The organism is Thermanaerothrix sp., assembly GCA_026417795.1.
GTDB lineage: Bacteria > Synergistota > Synergistia > Synergistales > Synergistaceae > Thermanaerovibrio.
The window spans coordinates 1-2,207 of the sequence record JAOACP010000077.1; the positions used below are offsets into that span (position 1 = coordinate 1).

Below are 2,207 nucleotides of genomic sequence, written 5' to 3' on the forward strand. Positions count from 1 at the left end.
GCCCAGCAGCGGTTCCCTCTTTTCCAGGATGTGGATGGGGCGGTGTATTCCTGCGACGTACGGGTAAATAAACCTGACCGGGAGATTTACGAACACTGTGCCAGAGTTCTGGACCTTTCTCCAGCGGAGGTTCTGTTTTTTGATGACCTTCCTGTCAACATAGAAGGGGCCCGGGCCGTGGGTTTCCAGGCCTTTCTCTGGAAAGGAGCGGAAGAGGCTCGACGAATCCTTGTTTCTTTTGGTATCATCCCCGCGGTAGCACAAGGGGAATAGATCTTCAACATCCCGCGGAAACCTTAGCAAAAAGGGGAACGGGCCATGAAAAGACTCGTCTTGCTAATAAAAACTATTCTGGTGTTTGCGGGCATATGGATCTCGGTAGCCATCGCCCTGCCGCTGGGACTTTTATTCTTTCTTCTTTCCGTGATAGGCCTTGACCGTTTTGCCCGCTGGTTGTTACGGGGGCTGGCTCGCCTGTGGGCCCGGGCGGTCATCTGGGCTACGGGGTGTAAGGTCACCGTGGAAGGACTGGAGCACATTCCCCGGGAAGGGGAGGGCCTCTGTTTTGTAGGGAACCATCCAGGGGATTTCGATGTGATCCTTGCCCTGGCATACATACCGCGGGCCTTTGGGTTTATTGCAAAAAAGGAAATCCTTTTTTTCCCTTTTATTAACCTCTGGGTGCTCCTGTTGGGCGGACTGTTCCTGGATCGAAAAAACATAGGCCAGGCCCGCCGGGCTATCGAAGGGGGGGCGGAGCGAATCCGCCGGGGACTTTCGATGATCATTTTTCCTGAGGGAACCCGAAGCCGCGGGAAGGGGCTGTTACCCTTTAAGGCGGGGGCTTTTAAGCTCGCCACCCTGGCGGGTTCTCCCATTATCCCCATGGCTATCGAAGGCAGTTACGCGGTGTATGAAGAAACGGGCTTCGTGCGGGCCGTCCCGGTTCGTCTTGCCTTTGGTCCCCCTATTCCTACGAAGAACTTAAGCGTTGAGGAACGCAAGGCCCTTCCCGAACAGGTGCGGGAACAGATTGCCCGAATGCTTTCGGGCTCTGGTTCTAAAGGGCTCTAAAAAGTCTGACACAAAGGACTTCCCCGGGGACCTCTTTGTGTCCCGCGGAGTACAAGAGGGATCCCCTCGCCGGGATTGGTAACACATAACAGGAATGGAGGATAGTTTTGTTCGGTGGGCTTTGTTTTTCATCACCCATCACCAACGCTGGATGGGTACGTATGGGCGCTGAGAGACTCGAACTCCCGACTTCCTCGGTGTAAGCGAGGCGCTCTAGCCAACTGAGCTAAACGCCCGACGGGCGCACCATACCATGGAGGGCTGGTCCCTGTCAAGGGCTTGCGTTGTCAGAAGATCTGAGGGAAAGCCCCTTCGGGGGAGGGAGGACTTGTTTTCTCCCGCCCGTACCGCTATGCTAGCGTCGTATGGATAAGCTTATCATTAAAGGAGCCCGGGAACATAATTTAAAGAACATCGACCTTGTGCTTCCCCGGGATAAACTCATTGTGATTTCAGGCCTTTCTGGTTCGGGAAAGAGTTCCCTTGCCTTTGACACGATCTTTGCGGAGGGACAGCGACGCTACGTAGAAAGCCTTTCTGCCTATGCCCGTCAGTTTTTGGGGCGTATGGACAAGCCCGATGTGGACTATATTGAAGGGCTTTCGCCGGCCATTTCTATCGAACAAAAGACCACCCATCGGAACCCCCGTTCGACGGTGGGGACGGTGACGGAAATTTACGATTACTATCGACTCCTCTACGCCCGTATCGGCATTCCCCACTGTCCCTCCTGTGGACGGGAAATCCGGGAACAATCGACAGACCAGATTATTGATACAATCCTGGCCCTGGGAGAGGGTGCGCGGGTCCAGATCCTTTCACCAGTGATCCGGGGAAAAAAGGGGGAGCATCAGAAAATACTCGAAGATGCCCGAAAGGCGGGTTTTGTTCGGGCCCGCATCGATGGACTGGTGGTACAGCTTGAGGACAGCATCAAACTGGATAAGCAAAAGAAACACACCATCGAGATTGTGGTGGACCGCCTCGTAGTCTCCCGGGAAAATCGATCCCGCCTTGCGGAAGCGGTAGAGCAGGCCCTGGAGACCGCCGAGGGCATCATGACGGTGTTGCATCAAACCCCGAATGGGGAGGAAGAACTTTTCTTTAGCCGAACCAATGCCTGCCCTGACTGT

3 protein-coding genes and 1 tRNA gene are annotated in these 2,207 nt (G+C 54.8%); 2 read left to right on the forward strand and 2 right to left on the reverse strand.

The features are described from left to right. Window positions 1–264: hypothetical protein (locus N2315_09075; GenBank protein MCX7829326.1), on the reverse strand; the 264-nt coding region annotated here is incomplete at its 3' end. A 54-nt stretch (window positions 265–318) separates the two neighbouring features. On the opposite strand from N2315_09075, the gene N2315_09080 reads away from it, so the two are divergent. Further along, window positions 319–1,074: a 1-acyl-sn-glycerol-3-phosphate acyltransferase gene (locus tag N2315_09080; protein ID MCX7829327.1), complete on the forward strand. Its 756-nt coding sequence runs from the start codon at window positions 319–321 to the stop codon at window positions 1,072–1,074. Window positions 1,075–1,236: 162 nt separating this feature from the next. Here N2315_09080 and N2315_09085 read toward each other — a convergent pair. Beyond that, window positions 1,237–1,310, reverse strand: a tRNA-Val gene (locus N2315_09085). 129 nt (window positions 1,311–1,439) lie between these two features. Between N2315_09085 and N2315_09090 the strand changes: the two genes are divergently transcribed. Next, window positions 1,440–2,207: excinuclease ABC subunit UvrA (locus N2315_09090; GenBank protein MCX7829328.1), on the forward strand; the 768-nt coding region annotated here is incomplete at its 3' end.